Origin of the sequence: Streptomyces sp. NBC_00667 (assembly GCF_036226825.1) — a bacterium.
GTDB lineage: Bacteria > Actinomycetota > Actinomycetes > Streptomycetales > Streptomycetaceae > Streptomyces.
On record NZ_CP109022.1, the window covers coordinates 2,826,946 to 2,839,892 of the forward strand.

The 12,947-nt window shown below is 72.3% G+C and carries 11 protein-coding genes; 3 read left to right on the forward strand and 8 right to left on the reverse strand.

The genetic code is table 11. The features are described from left to right. Positions 1 to 33: 33 nt before the first annotated feature. From OHA81_RS13190 to OHA81_RS13200, 3 genes are all read right to left on the reverse strand, one after another. Complete coding sequence (locus OHA81_RS13190; RefSeq protein ID WP_399279464.1) at positions 34 to 840, reverse strand: polyprenol monophosphomannose synthase; 807 nt, start codon at positions 838 to 840, stop codon at positions 34 to 36. 24 nt (positions 841 to 864) lie between these two features. After that, on the reverse strand, positions 865 to 1,947 hold the full coding sequence (locus OHA81_RS13195; protein ID WP_329195746.1) for a nucleotidyltransferase family protein: 1,083 nt from the start codon (positions 1,945 to 1,947) through the stop codon (positions 865 to 867). 349 nt (positions 1,948 to 2,296) lie between these two features. Continuing rightward, positions 2,297 to 3,469, reverse strand: coding sequence for an acyl-CoA dehydrogenase (locus OHA81_RS13200; protein ID WP_329195747.1), 1,173 nt, complete (start codon positions 3,467 to 3,469; stop codon positions 2,297 to 2,299). A gap of 240 nt (positions 3,470 to 3,709) precedes the next feature. Between OHA81_RS13200 and OHA81_RS13205 the strand changes: the two genes are divergently transcribed. Both OHA81_RS13205 and OHA81_RS13210 read left to right on the forward strand, forming a co-directional pair. Continuing rightward, positions 3,710 to 5,053, forward strand: coding sequence for a UDP-glucose dehydrogenase family protein (locus tag OHA81_RS13205; RefSeq protein ID WP_329195749.1), 1,344 nt, complete (start codon positions 3,710 to 3,712; stop codon positions 5,051 to 5,053). 236 nt (positions 5,054 to 5,289) lie between these two features. Continuing rightward, positions 5,290 to 6,609 carry a glycosyltransferase family 87 protein gene (locus OHA81_RS13210; protein ID WP_329195751.1) on the forward strand — a complete coding sequence of 440 codons (1,320 nt, stop codon included), beginning with the start codon at positions 5,290 to 5,292 and terminating at the stop codon, positions 6,607 to 6,609. A gap of 103 nt (positions 6,610 to 6,712) precedes the next feature. Here the strand turns inward: OHA81_RS13210 and OHA81_RS13215 are convergent, their stop codons facing one another. The 4 genes from OHA81_RS13215 to OHA81_RS13230 form a co-directional block, all read right to left on the reverse strand. Next, on the reverse strand, positions 6,713 to 7,792 hold the full coding sequence (locus OHA81_RS13215) for a membrane dipeptidase (protein WP_329195753.1): 1,080 nt from the start codon (positions 7,790 to 7,792) through the stop codon (positions 6,713 to 6,715). A 144-nt stretch (positions 7,793 to 7,936) separates the two neighbouring features. Continuing rightward, positions 7,937 to 9,115 (reverse strand): dipeptidase, encoded by a 1,179-nt coding sequence (locus OHA81_RS13220; protein WP_329195756.1) that lies wholly within the window; start codon positions 9,113 to 9,115, stop codon positions 7,937 to 7,939. Further along, a complete protein-coding gene (purE, locus tag OHA81_RS13225; protein WP_329195758.1) occupies positions 9,112 to 9,660 on the reverse strand; it encodes a 5-(carboxyamino)imidazole ribonucleotide mutase in 549 nt (182 codons plus the stop codon). Before purE ends, OHA81_RS13220 begins: the two co-directional genes overlap by 4 nt. Beyond that, entirely contained in the window at positions 9,657 to 10,796 is a 1,140-nt protein-coding gene (locus OHA81_RS13230) for a 5-(carboxyamino)imidazole ribonucleotide synthase (RefSeq protein ID WP_329195760.1), read from the reverse strand. Before OHA81_RS13230 ends, purE begins: the two co-directional genes overlap by 4 nt. Positions 10,797 to 11,055: 259 nt before the next feature. On the opposite strand from OHA81_RS13230, the gene OHA81_RS13235 reads away from it, so the two are divergent. Then, a complete protein-coding gene (locus OHA81_RS13235) occupies positions 11,056 to 11,619 on the forward strand; it encodes a GtrA family protein (protein WP_329195764.1) in 564 nt (187 codons plus the stop codon). A 25-nt stretch (positions 11,620 to 11,644) separates the two neighbouring features. Here OHA81_RS13235 and OHA81_RS13240 read toward each other — a convergent pair whose 3' ends face one another. Beyond that, on the reverse strand, positions 11,645 to 12,910 hold the full coding sequence (locus tag OHA81_RS13240; RefSeq protein WP_329195766.1) for an ATP-binding protein: 1,266 nt from the start codon (positions 12,908 to 12,910) through the stop codon (positions 11,645 to 11,647). Positions 12,911 to 12,947: the final 37 nt, after the last annotated feature.

Genomic DNA, 12,947 nt, shown 5'->3' on the forward strand with positions numbered 1-12,947 from the left:
GAGGGGGTGCCCCCTTCCCTGCGTCCTGAGCCGTTACTTGCCGGCGCGGGCGCGGAGCTTCCACGGCATGGCGATGGACTCGAGCTGCACCGCGAGGTTCATCTTGGACTCGCCGACGGTGCGGTCCTCGAAGTGGATCGGCACCTCCATGACCTGGAAGCCGCGGCGCAGGGCCTTGTACTTCATCTCCACCTGGAAGCTGTAGCCGGCGCTGCCGATCGACGCGAGGTCGATCGCCTTGAGCGCGTCGGCGCTCCACAGGTTGAAGCCGCCCGTGATGTCGCGGACGCGGGTGCCGAGGATGGTGCTCGCGTAGGCGTTGGCCCAGCGGGAGAGCAGCTTGCGGTGCGCGCCCCAGGCGTCGGAGAGGGTGCCGCCGGGGACGTAGCGGCTGCCGACGACCAGACCGGCGCCGGTGGAGCGGGCGACGCCCAGCATCTCGGCGATCTTGGCGGCGGGGTGGGAGCCGTCCGCGTCCATCTGGAGCACGTACTCGGCGCCGTCCTCGACGGCCTTGGCCATGCCGGCCGCGTAGGCGCGGCCGAGGCCGTCCTTGGCGGTGCGGTGCAGGACCGACATGCGCGGCTTGCCGTCCTTGGTGAGGAAACCCTCGGCGAGCTCGTCGGCGATCTTGCCGGTGCCGTCGGGCGAGGAGTCGTCGACGACCAGCAGCCGCAGGCCCGGCTGGTCGAGGCCCATGAGCAGCTCGACCATGCCCGGCAGGTTGCCCGCCTCGTTGTACGTGGGCATGACCACGGTGAGCGGGGTGTGCGCCCAGCTGTCGGGGAGCTTCGTGGATGCGACGTCGGTCGCGCGGGGAGTCTGCTGCTCGCCTATCACAGGGTTATGCCTCACTGGAGTTGGTCACCGGTCGGAGGAGAAGCGGACGGATGCGGAAGGCAGCTCTGCCTCGCACCACACCCGTGCCCCTGCGCGGAGTTCGTTGTCAGCCCCTACCACGGCGCCGTCCCCGATGACCGCGCCGTCAAGCACCGTGCGCGAACCCACCGAAGCGCGGGCGCCGATCAGGCTGGCGCTCACGTGGGTGTCCGCACCGATGATCGCGCCTTCCAGGACGATGGAGCCCTGTACGACCGCTCCCGCCCCGATGCGGGCGCCAGCCCCGACAACGGTACCGCCCGACAGCTTGGCGCCTTCCGCCACCTCGGCGCCCGGGAGCACCAGGGCCTCACCGCGCGGGCCGGGGACCGCCGGGGAGGAGACGATACCGCGCACGAGGTCCGCGGAGGCCTGGACGAACGACTCGGGCTTGCCGAGGTCCAGCCAGTAGGTGTCCTCGGTGACGCCGTGCAGCTTGGCGCCGGAGGCCAGCAGGCCGGGGAAGGTCTCGCGTTCGACCGATACCGGCCGACCGGCCGGGATGGAGTCGATGACGCTGCGGCGGAAGACGTAGCAGCCGGCGTTGATCTGGTCGGTGACGATCTCCTCGGGGGTCTGCGGCTTCTCGGTGAAGGCCAGCACCCGCCCCTCGGCATCCGTCGGGACCAGGCCGAAGGCGCGCGGGTCCTCGACCCGCACCAGGTGCAGGGAGACGTCGGCCCCGGCCGTCTGGTGGGACTCGACCAGGCCGGCGATGTCCAGGCCGGTGAGGATGTCGCCGTTGAAGACGAGGACGGGGGCGTCCGGTCCGCCCGTCAGCCGCTGGGCGGCGTTGCGGATGGCGCCGCCGGTGCCGAGGGGTTCGTCCTCGACGACGTACTCCAGCTTGATGCCGAAGTCCGAACCGTCACCGAAGTAGGGCTCGAAGACCTCGGCGAGGTAGCAGGTGGCCATCACGATGTGGGTGACACCGGCGGCGGCGGCCCTGGCTATCTGGTGTGCGAGGAACGGGACACCTGCGGCCGGAACCATCGGCTTGGGGGTGTTCACCGTCACGGGACGCAGCCGCGTCCCCTGCCCGCCAACCAGCAGGATCGCTTCCGTCATTGCTTTCTCCCCAACCGGTTCAGGCGTACGAAGGTTCAAATTTAGCCCATGCGGGGGCGCCCGAAGGCCGGAGGCGGCGCGTGCTGCGGGGGCGTGTGGCGGCGGGCGCGGGGCCTGCGGCGCGGAACACCGTTGCCCGCGGGGCAGGTCGGGACCCTCGACGACGTCGGGGCCGGACGGCCGCGCACGCGGGAAGGGAGGAAGGCCCGTGGCGTTGTTGCGGATTCGATACCCGACGGCCGTCGGCGTTCAGGTCCGTCGTGGTGTCCGGCCCGGGCGGCTCGGCGGAACGAAGGCGCCGGCCGGGCCGGCCCGGCCGGGGGATCCGGCCGGGCGGGCGGGCGGACGATCAGGGGAGGTTGCGCGCCATGACGATGCGCTGGACCTGGTTCGTGCCCTCGTAGATCTGGGTGATCTTGGCGTCGCGCATCATGCGCTCGACCGGGTAGTCGCGGGTGTAGCCGTAGCCACCGAGGAGTTGGACCGCGTCGGTGGTGACCTCCATGGCGACGTCGGAGGCGAAGCACTTGGCGGCGGCGCCGAAGAACGTGAGGTCCTCCTTGTCACCGCCGGCGGAAACGCGCTCGGACTTGGCGGCGGCCGAGTAGGTGAGCTGGCGGGCGGCCTCGATCTTCATGGCCATGTCCGCGAGCATGAACTGCACGCCCTGGAAGTCACCGATCGGCTTGCCGAACTGCTTGCGCTCCTGGACGTAGCCCTTGGCGTAGTCCAGGGCGCCCTGGGCGATGCCGAGGGCCTGCGCCGCGATGGTGATGCGGGTGTGGTCCAGCGTCTTCATCGCGGTGGCGAAGCCGGTGCCCTCGGCGCCGATCATGCGGTCCGCGGGGATCCGCACGTTGTCGAGGTAGACCTCGCGGGTCGGGGAGCCCTTGATGCCGAGCTTCTTCTCCGGCGCGCCGAAGGAGACGCCCTCGTCGCCCTTCTCCACGACGAAGGCGCTGATGCCCTTGGAGCGCTTCTCCGGGTCGGTGACCGCCATGACCGTGTAGTACTCGGAGACGCCCGCGTTGGTGATCCAGCGCTTGACGCCGTTGAGGACCCAGAAGTCGCCGTCGCGCACCGCGCGGGTCTTCATGCCCGCGGCGTCGGAGCCCGCGTCGGGCTCGGAGAGGGCGTACGAGAACATCGCGTCGCCCTTGGCCAGCGGGCCGAGGTACTTGGCCTTGAGCTCCTCGGAACCGGAGAGGATCACCGGGAGCGAGCCGAGCTTGTTCACGGCCGGGATGAGGGAGGAGGAGGCGCAGACACGGGCCACTTCCTCGATCACGATCACGGTGGCGAGCGCGTCCGCGCCGGCGCCGCCGTAGGTCTCGGGCACGTGGACGGCGTGCAGGTCGTTGGCGACCAGCGCGTCGAGGGCCTCCTGCGGGAAGCGCGACTCCTCGTCGACCGCCGCGGCGAACGGCAGGATCTTCGCCTCGGCGAGCGAGCGGACGGACTCGCGGAGCATGTCGTGCTCCTCGGCCGGGCGGTACAGGTCGAAGTCGGCAGAACCCGCCAAGATCTCTCACTCCCCAGGTGTGATGCGTGGTGCGCGCTGCGTGGTGTCGGCGCGCGATCCGTGATGCTAACTACCGTTAAGTAACCCGAAGCTTAGTCTCCGGCGTCAGGGCAGCGATATGTACGGCGTACGTGAGCTGCGTGACAGCGGGGGCCCCTGGTGCCTTCGTGGGGAGCGTCCCCCCTGGCGGGCCCGACTATGCTCAGTGGCCGCAAACGGCCCCGCACCTCTGGAGCACCCATGGCCCCCCTCAAGATCACTGTGATCGGCACCGGCTACCTCGGCGCGACGCACGCCGCCGCCATGGCCGAGCTGGGCTTCGAGGTGCTGGGCCTGGACGTGGTGCCGGAGAAGATCGAGATGCTGGCCGCGGGCCGGGTCCCCATGTACGAACCCGGGCTGGAGGAGCTGCTGGCCGCGCACGTGGCCGGGCTGCCCGGGTCGTCCGGGCGGCTGCGCTTCACCCGCTCCTGGGAGGAGGTCGGCGCCTTCGGCGACGTCCACTTCCTGTGCGTCAACACTCCGCAGAAGCACGGTGAGTACGCCTGCGACATGTCGTACGTGGACTCCGCGCTGGAATCGCTGGCCCCGCACCTGACCCGGCCCGTGCTGGTCGTGGGCAAGTCCACGGTTCCGGTGGGCTCCGCGGAGCGCCTCTCGGCGAAGCTGGCGGCGCTGGCCCCGGCGGGCGCGGACGTGGAGCTGGCGTGGAACCCGGAGTTCCTGCGGGAGGGCTTCGCGGTGCAGGACACCCTGCACCCGGACCGGATCGTGATCGGCGTACAGGGCGACCGCGGCGAGAAGGTGCTGCGGGAGGTCTACGAGACGCCGATGGCTGAGGGCACACCGCTGGTGGTGACGGACTTCCCCACCGCGGAGCTGGTCAAGACGGCCGCCAATTCCTTCCTCGCGACGAAGATCTCCTTCATCAACGCCATGGCCGAGGTCTGCGAGGCGGCCGGCGGTGACGTGGTGAAGCTGGCGGAGGCGATCGGCTACGACGAGCGGATCGGCTCCAAGTTCCTGCGGGCCGGCATCGGCTTCGGCGGCGGCTGCCTGCCCAAGGACATCCGGGCGTTCATGGCGCGGGCGGGCGAGCTGGGCGCGGACCAGGCGCTGACGTTCCTGCGCGAGGTCGACTCCATCAACATGCGCCGCCGCGGGCACATGGTGGAGCTGGCGCGCGAAGCGGTCGGCGGCTCCTTCCTCGGCAAGCGCGTCGCGGTGCTCGGCGCCACCTTCAAGCCGGACTCCGACGACGTGCGCGACTCCCCCGCGCTGAACGTCGCCGGGCAGATCCACCTCCAGGGCGGCCAGGTCACCGTCTACGACCCGAAGGGCATGGAGAACGCGCGGCGCGTCTTCCCGACCCTCGGCTACGCGGAGTCCGCCGTCGCGGCGGCGCGGGGCGCGGAGGTCGTCCTGCACCTCACCGAGTGGCGGGAGTTCCGCGAGCTGGACCCGGCCGCGCTGGGCGAGGTCGTCACCGACCGCCTCGTCCTGGACGGCCGCAACGCCCTCGACCCCGACCTGTGGCGGGGCGCCGGGTGGACCTACCGGGCGATGGGGCGGCCGCGCGCCTGAAGGGGCGCGCCTCAGCCGGATGCCACGCGTCCGAGGGTCCGGGGCCTCAGCCGGGCGCCGCGCGCCCGAGGGCCCGGGGCCTCAGCCGGGCGCCGCGCGCCCGAGGGTCCGGGGCCTCAGCCGGGCGCCGCGCGCCCGAGGGTCCGGGGCCTCAGCCGGACGCCGCGCGTCCGAGCGCCCGCACCCCGTCCGCACCGGGCACCTCGCGGGGCGGCGGATCGGTAGAGTGGCGGCCGATGAGCGCTACCAGCAGCCCCCCGGCCGCCCCCGACTCGGCCCCGGCGGCCCCGCACGACGGGCAGGGAACCTCCCCGGGAGCCGGGCGGGGACGCGGCGCCCTCGTGGGGGTAGTGGCCCTCTGGTCGGCCACCCGGGCGCTGATGCTGTGGCTGCTCGTGCACGACTTCCACAGCTCGAACCTCGTGCGCGTGGACGTCAGCGGGACGTACCACACCTGGTACCAAGTCCTGATCACATGGTCGATGCCGCACGACGACATCACCTGGCAGTACCCGCCGGCGGCCGCGGCGATCTTCCTCTCGCCCGACCTGCTGCCGTTCCTCACCTACTTCCAGGCCTTCGTCGCCCTGACGGTGCTCTGCGACGGCGTCATCCTCGCCGGCCTGGTCCGCGCCGCCCGCCGCAGTGACGGCAGCATGGCCGGCGCCCTGCTCTGGCTGGTCACGCTGCCGCTGCTGATGGCGACGCCGTTCGCGCGCTACGACCTCCAGGTGACGCTGCTCGCGGTCGGTTCGCTGTTGTGCCTGCGCCACCGCCCCCGGCTCGGCGGTGTGATCGCGGGCATCGGCGCGATGGTCAAGGTGTGGCCGCTGCTCACCCTGCTGGGCACCCCGCGCGGCAGGTCCACGCGGGAGGCCGTCGTCGCGGCCGCCCTGTCCTGCGCGGCGCTGCTCGCCGTCTTCGCGGCCCTCTTCCGGGACTCCCTCGGCTTCCTCGGCAACCAGGGCGACCGGGGCGTCCAGGTCGAGTCCGTCGGCGGCTCGGCGCTGATGCTCGCCATGAGGACGAAGGTCTGGCCGGGGAAGATCGCCTTCCAGTACGGCGCCTTCGAGTACGTCGGCCCGTACGTCCCGGTCATCGCGCGGGCCTCGCTCGCCCTCACCGTGGCCGGCTTCCTGCTGCTGCTCCTGTGGCGGGTCAAGGCGCGTCGCTGGACGACCGCGACCCCGCTGGACGCCGCGCTCTGCGCGGTCATGGTGTTCACCGTGACCAGCCGCGTCATCAGCCCCCAGTACATGATCTGGCTGCTCGGCCTCGCGGCCGTCTGCCTGACCTCCAGGCACACCACCCAGCGCCCGGTCGCATGGCTGCTGGCCGCCGCCGCGGTGCTGACGTCGCTGGTGTTCCCCGTCTGGTACGGCGACGTCCTGCAGAACACCTGGTTCGGCACGCTCCTGCTGTGCGCCCGCAACGGCGTCCTGCTCTACGCGACCGTCTGGTCCGGCGTCCGGCTGTGGAAGGCGACCGTCAGCACCGCAGGCGTGGAGCCCGGCCCGGCCCGGACACCCGGACCCGCCCGGGCCGAGCGCGGCTAGAGCGCGCGGCTGGAGCGCGGGGCCGGAGCGCGGGGCCGGGGCGCGCGTGTGGGAGCGCGCGGCTGGGCCGGGCGCTGCGCGGCGCCCGCCGGGGCCGGGCAGGCTAGGCCGGGCGGCGGTGTTGGGCCGCGCGGCCGGTGAACTCCGCGTCACGCAGGACGCGTTGGGCGTTGCCCCAGGTGAGCAGGGCCAGGTCGGGTTCCGTCCAACCGCGCTCCAGGAGTTCGGCGACCAGCCTCGGGTAGCCCGAGGGGTCGGTCAGGCCGGCCGGGCGGGGGCTGCCGGGTTCGGCCCCGAAAGCGGCGCCGAGGCCGACGCCGTTCGGGCCCGCGAGCGCCCGTACGTGGTCCACGTGGTCCGCCACCGCGTGCAGGGAGTCCCCGGTCCGCTCGGTGTCGAAGGTGACCATCGCCAGCCCGCCCGCCGCGCGCAGCGCGAGCAGCACCTCGTCGGCCACGTTCGACGGATGCGGGTTGAGGGCCGCGGCCCCGGTGTTCGAGATGATGACCGGCGCTTTGGAGGCGCCCGCGAGCTGGCAGGCCACCGCCGACGGGCATCCGGCCAGGTCCACCAGCATGCCCAGCCGGTTCATCTCCTTGACCACCTCGTGGCCGAAGACCGTCAGGCCCTCCCGCGCCCAGGGCGCCCCGGCGGGCGCGAGGACGCGTACGCCCAGCGCGTGGAACGCGCGCAGCGCCCCCAGCGAGCCGCTCAGCGTCCGGCCGGGCACCGGGCCGAGGAACGCGGCGATCCGGCCCCGGTTGCGGGCGTCCACCATGTCGCCGGGGGTCAGCGCGAGGCACAGGCTGTCGGGGTAGCGGCGCACGAGGGACAGCGCCACGTCGATCTGCTCCAGGGTCTCGGAGACCACCTGGTCGCAGGCCGGCGCCTCGCTCGGCGTCAGCAGGGACCAGAACTGGGCGCCGACCCCGCCGGCGCGCAGCCTGGGGATGTCGGTGTCGACACCGAGGTCCGGGGTGTCGATGTCGTGGTACGGGCTCTGGCGCAGCGTCCAGACCAGGGTGTTGCAGCCGTCGGCGACGGGGTGCTCGGACAGCAGCTCCATGGCCCGGTCCAGGGCCCCGGGTGCCGCGCCCTGGGCGGCGAGGTCGTCGGATCCCAAGGAGCCGGGGCCCACGTCGGTGCCGGGGCTCGGAAGGGGTTCGTCCTGCAAGTCGGCCATGGCGTTCGCTCCGGTCTCGGCGCAGCAGGGAGAGAAGCGGGGTTCGTCTGGCCACGGTGACACGCGGGGCGCCCGGGTTCACGGCGGGTGTGGCGTTCGGGTGTCACCGCGGGGCGGGCACCCGAACGCCAAGGCGTCCCGGCTCTAGATCACCGCGTTGGAGGGGCCGCGGGTCGCCGACAGGTCGCGCGCCACCGCTTCGGCGTCGCGCAGCGCCCGTACCGCGTTGGACCAGGTCAGCTTGGCCAGGTCGGCACGGGACCAGCCGCGGGTCAGCAGCTCCGCGATCAGGTTCGGGTAGCCCGCCACGTCGTCCAGCCCGCACGGGGTGAAGGCCGTGCCGTCGTAGTCGCCGCCGATGCCGATGTGGTCGACGCCCGCCACCTCGCGCATGTGGTCCAGGTGGTCCGCGACGGTGGCGGCCGTGGCCACCGGGCGCGGGTGCTCCGCCTCGAAGGCCCGGTGCAGGGCCATCGCCCCGGGCGTGGTGTCGAGGTGGTGGAAGCCGTGCGCGCGCAGGTTCTCGTCGGCGGCCAGCGTCCACTCCACGGCCCCGGGCAGGATGAACTTCGGCACGAAGGTGGCCATGGCCACCCCGCCGTTGGCCGGGAGCAGCGCCAGCACGTCGTCCGGGACGTTGCGCGGGTGGTCGCACACGGCACGCGCGGAGGAGTGCGAGAAGATCACCGGCGCGGTGGACACCTCGATGGCGTCCCGCATCGTCGTCTCGGCGACGTGCGAGAGGTCGACGAGCATGCCGATGCGGTTCATCTCGCGCACGACCTCGCGGCCGAAGCCGGTGAGGCCGCCGTGCCGGGCCTCGTCGGTGGCCGAGTCCGCCCAGTCGATGGTGTCGTTGTGCGTGAGCGTCATGTACCGCACGCCGAGCTGGTGCAGGGCGCGCAGGGTGGCGAGCGAGTTGTTGATGGAGTGCCCGCCCTCGGCGCCCATCAGCGAGGCGATCCGGCCCTCGGCGCGGGCCGTCTCCATGTCGTCCGCCGTCAGCGCCCGGGCGAAGTCCTCGGGGTAACGGGCGATCAGCTGGGCGACGCCGTCGATCTGTTCGAGGGTGGCGCTGACCGCCGTGTCGCCCGCGTAGTCCGACCGTACGAAGACGGACCAGAACTGCGCACCGACACCCCCGGCGCGCAGCCGGGGGATGTCGGTGTGCAGGGTGCCGCGCTGGTCGCCGGCGATGTCCAGCCGGTCCAGGTCGTAGCGGGCCTGCTCGCGCAGCGCCCAGGGCAGGTCGTTGTGGCCGTCCACCACGGGGTGCTCGGCCAGCAGCTCGCGCGCCTCGGCCAGGCGCTGCGCGGCGCTCACTTGCCGAACCCGAAGGACTCCGTGCCGGCGACCTTCGTACGCAGCCGCTTGCCCTTCTCGGTGGCCTGGTCGTTCAGCTCCTGCTGGAAGTCCCGCATCCGGGCCAGCAGCTCCGTGTCGTGCGCGGCCAGCATCCGTACGGCCAGCAGGCCCGCGTTGCGCGCTCCGGCGACGGAGACGGTGGCCACGGGAACCCCGGCGGGCATCTGGACGATCGACAGCAGGGAGTCCATGCCGTCGAGGTACCTGAGCGGTACCGGGACGCCGATCACGGGCAGCGGGGTGACCGACGCGAGCATGCCGGGCAGGTGGGCGGCGCCGCCGGCGCCCGCGATGATGGCCTTGAGGCCGCGTGCGTCGGCCCGCTCCCCGTACGCGATCATCTCGCGCGGCATCCGGTGCGCGGAGACGACGTCGACCTCGTAGGGGATCTCGAACTCGTCCAGCGCCTGGGCTGCGGCCTCCATGACCGGCCAGTCCGAGTCGGAGCCCATGACAATGCCGATGACGGGGCCCGAGGGGCCTGCGGTAGAGCTGGTGCTCATTCGGTGATCGTCCCTCTGAGGTAGCCGGCTGCGTGACGTGCGCGCTCCAGCACATCGTCCAGGTCGTCGCCGTAGGTGTTGACGTGGCCGACCTTGCGGCCGTGTTTCACGTCCTTGCCGTACATGTGGATCTTGAGCTGCGGGTCGTGGGCCATGCAGTGCAGGTAGGCCGCGTACATGTCGGGGTAATCGCCGCCCAGGACGTTCGCCATGACCGTCCAGCGGGCGCGCGGGCGCGGGTCGCCCAGCGGCAGGTCCAGGACCGCCCGTACGTGGTTGGCGAACTGGGAGGTGACCGCGCCGTCCTGGGTCCAGTGGCCGCTGTTGTGCGGGCGCATGGCCAGTTCGTTGACCAGGATCCGGCCGTCGGTGGTCTCGAACAGTTCGACGGCCAGGTGACCGGTCACGCCGAGTTCCTTCGCGATCCGCAGGGCCAGCGCCTGCGCCTCGCCCGCCAGCTCCTCCGACAGGTTCGGGGCGGGCGCGATCACCGTGTCGCACACGCCGTCGACCTGGACGGACTCCACCACGGGGTAGGCCACCGCCTGGCCGTGCGGGGAGCGGACGATGTTGGCCGCGAGCTCGCGGACGTAGTCCACCTTCTCCTCGGCCAGGACGGGGACGCCCGCCTTGAAGGGGGCCTGCGCGTCCTCGGGTGTGCGGACGAACCACACGCCCTTGCCGTCGTAGCCGCCGCGCACCGTCTTGAGGATGACGGGGAACCCGCCGACCTCGTCCGCGAAGGCCACCGCGTCCGCCGGATCGCTCACGATCCGGTGGCGGGGGCTGGGCGCGCCGATCTCGTCGAGGCGGGCGCGCATCACCCCCTTGTCGGCGGCATGCATCAACGCGTCGGGCCCCGGGCGGACGGGGATGCCGTCCGCTTCCAGGGCCCGCAGGTGTTCGATGGGTACATGCTCGTGGTCGAAGGTGATCACGTCACAGCCGCGCGCGAAGGCACGCAGCGTCTCCAGGTCGCGATAGTCGCCGATGACGACATCGTTCACGACCTGGGCCGCCGAGTCCTGTGGGGTGTCACTGAGGAGCTTGAATCTGATGCCGAGGGGGATACCCGCCTCGTGGGTCATGCGGGCGAGCTGTCCGCCGCCGACCATGCCGACTACCGGGAACGTCACTCCTCCAGGGTATCCGTCGGTATTCCGCCATCCGGACGCAGCCCTGGCGAGGACTCGCCGGGCCCCCGTGTGCCGTGCGTCGCACGGGGCGCCGGGGGCGGACGCAGCCGGGGGGCGGCACTTACCATGGACGGGCGACGAGATTCGGTTGACGGATACGTGTGACGCAGAAGACTGTGCGCCGAGACGTGGGTTCGTCGACGACGAGTGACGCCTCCCGCACGCAGGGCGGCGACGACGGACAGGACTGATCCATCACATGAGCACGCCGAAGAACGCCCCCGCCCTCGAACGCATACGCGGTATGGCCCGGGAGGTCGCCAAGTTCGGGGCGGTCGGCGGGCTGGGCGTGCTGGTGAACATGGGCGTGTTCAACCTGATCCGCAGCACGACCGACCTCCAGGTGGTGCGCGCCAGCGTCATAGCGACCGTGGTGGCCATCGCGTCGAACTACCTCGGCTTCCGCTACTTCGCCTACCGGGACCGCGCCGACAACAGCAGCCACACGCGCACGCGCGAGCTGACGCTGTTCGCCGCGTTCAGCGTGATCGGCCTGGTCATCGAGAACGGCGTGCTGTACACCGCCACCTACGGGCTCGGCTGGGACGGCTCGCTCGCGACGAACTTCTTCAAGTTCACCGGTATCGGCATCGCCACGATCTTCAGGTTCTGGTCCTACCGCACGTGGGTGTTCAAGGCGCTGCCCACGCCCGCCGCGGCCTCGCTGGTCGTCGAACAGCGCGACGGGCAGCCCGCCACGGCGACGCCGGCGACGCCGGCGGCGCCCCTCGCGCCGGAGCCGGCCGCCACGCCGGTCCGCTAGCGGTACCGGCCCTGCGCGGGATCCGCTAGCGGACCGGACGCTCGGGCTCCGTCGTCGCGGGCGCCGTCCGGCTGAGGAACAGGGCGAACACCGGCGGCTGCGTCTGGAGCAGCTCCAGGCGGCCGCCGTCCGCCTCCGCGAGGTCACGGGCGACGGCGAGGCCGATACCGGTCGAGTTGCGGCCGCTGATGGCCCGCTCGAAGATCCGGTTGCCGAGGTCGGGCGGAACGCCGGGGCCCTCGTCCGTGACCTCCAGCACCGCCTGGTTGCCGATGACCCGCGTACGCAGCGCCACCGTGCCGCCACCGTGCATCAGCGCGTTCTCCACGAGCGTGGCCAGCACCTGGGACACCGCCCCCGGCGTGCCCACGGCCCGCACGCCCGTCTTGCCCGAGCGCACGATGGCCCGCCCGGCGCTGCGGTAGGCCGGCCGCCACTCCTCCACCTGCTGCTTGACGACCTCGTCCAGGTCGAAGGGGACCGCCGAGCCGGTCCGCGGGTCGCGGGAGTTCGTCAGCAGCCGCTGCACCACGTCCGTGAGCCGCTCCACCTGGGTCAGGGCGATGCTCGCCTCTTCCCGTACGGTCTCCAGGTCGTCGGTGACCGTGATCTCCTCCAGCCGCATCGACAGGGCCGTCAGCGGGGTCCGCAGCTGGTGCGAGGCGTCGGCGGCCAGGCGCCGCTCGGCGGTGAGCATCCGGGCGATCCGCTCGGCGCTGGAGTCCAGTACGTCCGCCACCCGGTCCAGCTCGGGGACCCCGTAGCGCTTGTGGCGGGGCCGCGGGTCGCCGGAGCCGAGCCGTTCCGCCGTCTCGGCGAGGTCGGTGAGCGGTGAGGCCAGCCGGTTCGCCTGGCGGACGGCGAGCAGGACGGCCGCCACGACGGCCAGCAGCGCCACCGCGCCGACCACCACCAGGGTCCGTCCGACCTCCTTGGTGACCGTGGAGCGGGACTCCTCGACCACCACCACCTCGCCCTGCTCCCCGCGGGCGGTGCCGCGGATGACGCTGTCCGGGATCCGCTCTCCCACCTCGACGGGCGGCCGGCCGGGAACGGTGATGCGGGCGTACCTGCCCATGTCCAGCTGGTCGGCCAGCGCGTCCGCGTCGACCGGCTTGCCCTCCAGGACGTCCGTCTCGACGATGCCCACCAGCCGCAGCGCCTCCGACCCGATGCGGTCCTGGGCGCTGCTGGTGATGGTCCGGGTCTCCACGATGACCAGGGAGACCCCGAACACGGCGATCACGACGAGCACCACGGCGAGCGTGGAGTTGATCAGACGGCGGCGCATGGCTCGGTCCGCACCCGGTTCTCGCTCGGCTCTTCTT